At 68.2% G+C, this 2,459-nt stretch carries 3 protein-coding genes and 1 pseudogene; 3 read left to right on the top strand and 1 reads right to left on the bottom strand.

Translation table 11 applies throughout. The annotated features are described in order from the left end of the window. Positions 1 to 265, top strand: a 265-nt coding sequence (locus AC08OX_RS09160; RefSeq protein WP_476607416.1) for a hypothetical protein, incomplete at its 5' end; no start/stop codon positions are given. Positions 266 to 275: 10 nt separating this feature from the next. Here the strand turns inward: AC08OX_RS09160 and AC08OX_RS09155 are convergent. Next, positions 276 to 665, bottom strand: coding sequence for a winged helix-turn-helix transcriptional regulator (locus tag AC08OX_RS09155; RefSeq protein ID WP_476607415.1), 390 nt, complete (start codon positions 663 to 665; stop codon positions 276 to 278). A 108-nt stretch (positions 666 to 773) separates the two neighbouring features. On the opposite strand from AC08OX_RS09155, the gene AC08OX_RS09150 reads away from it, so the two are divergent. Beyond that, a complete protein-coding gene (locus AC08OX_RS09150) occupies positions 774 to 1,394 on the top strand; it encodes an NAD(P)-dependent oxidoreductase (protein ID WP_476607414.1) in 621 nt (206 codons plus the stop codon). Between the two features lie 812 nt (positions 1,395 to 2,206). Then, a pseudogene (locus AC08OX_RS09145) lies at positions 2,207 to 2,459 on the top strand (hypothetical protein); the annotation flags it as partial.

Genomic DNA, 2,459 nt, shown 5'->3' with positions numbered 1-2,459 from the left:
TGCCCGCCCGTATGCACGATGCGGGCAGGCGCGTCACCCGCGAAGCAGAGTGATCGCGCGGCCGGCGGGACCGGCGGTCGTGGTGACGCCGGTGCGTTCGCCGATGGCGGGGGACGTCGGGGCGCTGGTCGAAGATGGCGAGGGTCCCGGTGTCGAACTGGAAACGGCCGAGGTAGCGGTCACGCTGTGGGTCTCGCTCGGCTGGATCGGCGTCGCTCCGCACGTTTCGGTATGTGTCCAGAACTGTGCGGCGCGTCGGCGATAGCCACGCCGCCTCATCCGGCGCGGTCGAAACGGATGGCGCGGTCATACGCCTCGCGGGCGTCGAGGAGCTGGTCCCAGTGCTCGGCGACCCAGGCGCAGGCGACCGCCATCGGCTCCAGCATGCTGCGGTCCAGCGCGGTCAGCTCGTACTCGACATGGGCGGTGGCCCTGGCATCCAGGACGGTGCGGGTGATCAGGCCGTCCCGTTCGAGGGAACGCAGCGACTGGGTGAGCACCTTGGGAGTGACCCGGCTCAGCGGCACGCGCAGCTCGGAGAACCGGCGCGGCCCGTCTTCAAGGCAGCGGATGATGAGCGCTGCCCACTTGTCGCCGAAGCGGATCGGGTTGAGCGAGGACGGGCACAGCTCGTCGAACATGTCGGCGGGCAGGGGCTTCCTCACAGCTTCACGATAGCCAGCCAGCCGGTATCCCCGCGGTAACCGCCATCCCCGATAGCGTCCGCGCACCGGCCGGCGCAAGGGCACCGGCATACGGGGAGAGGGGTTGCCGTGAACATTGTGGTGTTCGGCGCGGGCGGGCGTGCGGGGCGGCAGGTTCTCGCCGAAGCAGGTCGCCGCGGCCACCGGGTCACCGCCGTGATGCGTGACCCCGCACGTCATGGCGACCTGCCGTCCGACGCCCGGGTGGTTGCGGGTGATGTCACTGATGCGGTAGGTGTCGAGCGTGCGGCGGCCGGACAGGACGCGGCGATCAGCGCCGCGGTCGACCTGTCCACGCCGGCGCACGACTTCTTCACCGCGTCGTCCCGCGCCTTGGCCACCGGGCTGGCCAGGGCGGGCGTGCGCCGCCTGGTGGTCGTCGGCCTCTCCTCGATCCTGCCGGGGGCATCCGGCGCCGCGTTGATGGACGAGCCCGGCTACCCGAACGAGTACCGTTCCTTCTTCCTCGGCCACGCGGCGGGCCTCGACGTGCTGCGCGCCTGCGAACTCGACTGGGTGTACGTCGCTCCCACTGGGGACTTCGACCACGACGGGGCGCGCACCGGCCAGTACCGGGTCGCCGAGCACGGCGACCCGGCCAGCCGGATCGGGTACGCGGACTTCGCGATCGCGCTGCTCGACGAGATCGAGGAACCGCGCCACCACCGCGCCACCGTCAGCGTCCAGTAGGTGCCGATCCATGACCAGCGGGCGGTCGGATCATCACCATCGGCAGTAACGCCGCCGACCGGATCCCCGAGCCGGGTGGCAGCGTTTACGCGGCCAGCAGGTCCGCGCTGACCTATAGCCGTAACCCGTTCGCGATAAAATGTTACCCGCCGTTCTATGCCCGGACATCCACGCGCCTGGCCGGGCCCGCCGTTGTCACTTCAGGCGCGGCCATCAGGTTGTCAACGGCGGGGGATGGGTGGCGTGATGCGACCGTGGCGACCTCGGTTTCCGCGAGGCAGGGAGTATGGGCCCGAAGCAGCGGGGTATCAACCCACGGCCGTGCTGGCGCTGGTGTTCGTATCAGCCGATCTCAATTGTCGATGGCTGGCCCCGGGCGCAGAACGTCGATCACCCACTCGTATCGGCTATGGTTAGCTCGAAGTCAGTGGAGACCAGTATTTCTCCGGCATGTTCAGCTGCCCAGACTGCCGCACCCGGCGAACGGGGGCCGCCGATGGCTTACCAGGACGTTCGCGACAGTTGCGGAAGGGACGCGGTCATGACGTTCGCATTGTCATCCGGATCGACGGCCATATCTTGCACCGGGACCCGCCGGCGCGGATAAATCAGGAGCGGCATCGGGCACGGCGTCCAGAGCCGGCCTGGGAAACTGGATGTTTTCCGGCTGGCCAGCCGCGGAGACCCCTATACACCCTCCGTACGCTCCGCGAAAAGGCCGGTTCCACCTGCTGCCCCTCAGGGAGGAACCGGTCGTTGTATCCCGAGAATTTGTTGAGGCCGTCTGCTGACGGACCAGAGGAGCGTACTCAGTGGACAAGATCCAAACAATCGAGGAGCTACACACCGCGGCATCCGACCTCACCGGACTCACCGACTTCGGCCCGGCGGACTATCTGGAAGGGCTCGAGGTGCTCCTGGCCTCCTATCAGGAAGAGGCGAGCCTGACGCCGCACGGCGTCCAGCTGGTCCAGGACGAGTTGTGCGGCATCCTGATGGCTCGCCTGTTCAGTGAGGCCGGGTGCAGGGCCGCGCAGAGATTACGCTACGTTGTGATTGGTGACG

The organism is Frankia sp. CoBUL1, assembly GCF_978021245.1.
Note: the sequence above shows the minus strand (reverse complement) of the source record. Positions and strands in the feature narration are given on the sequence as shown.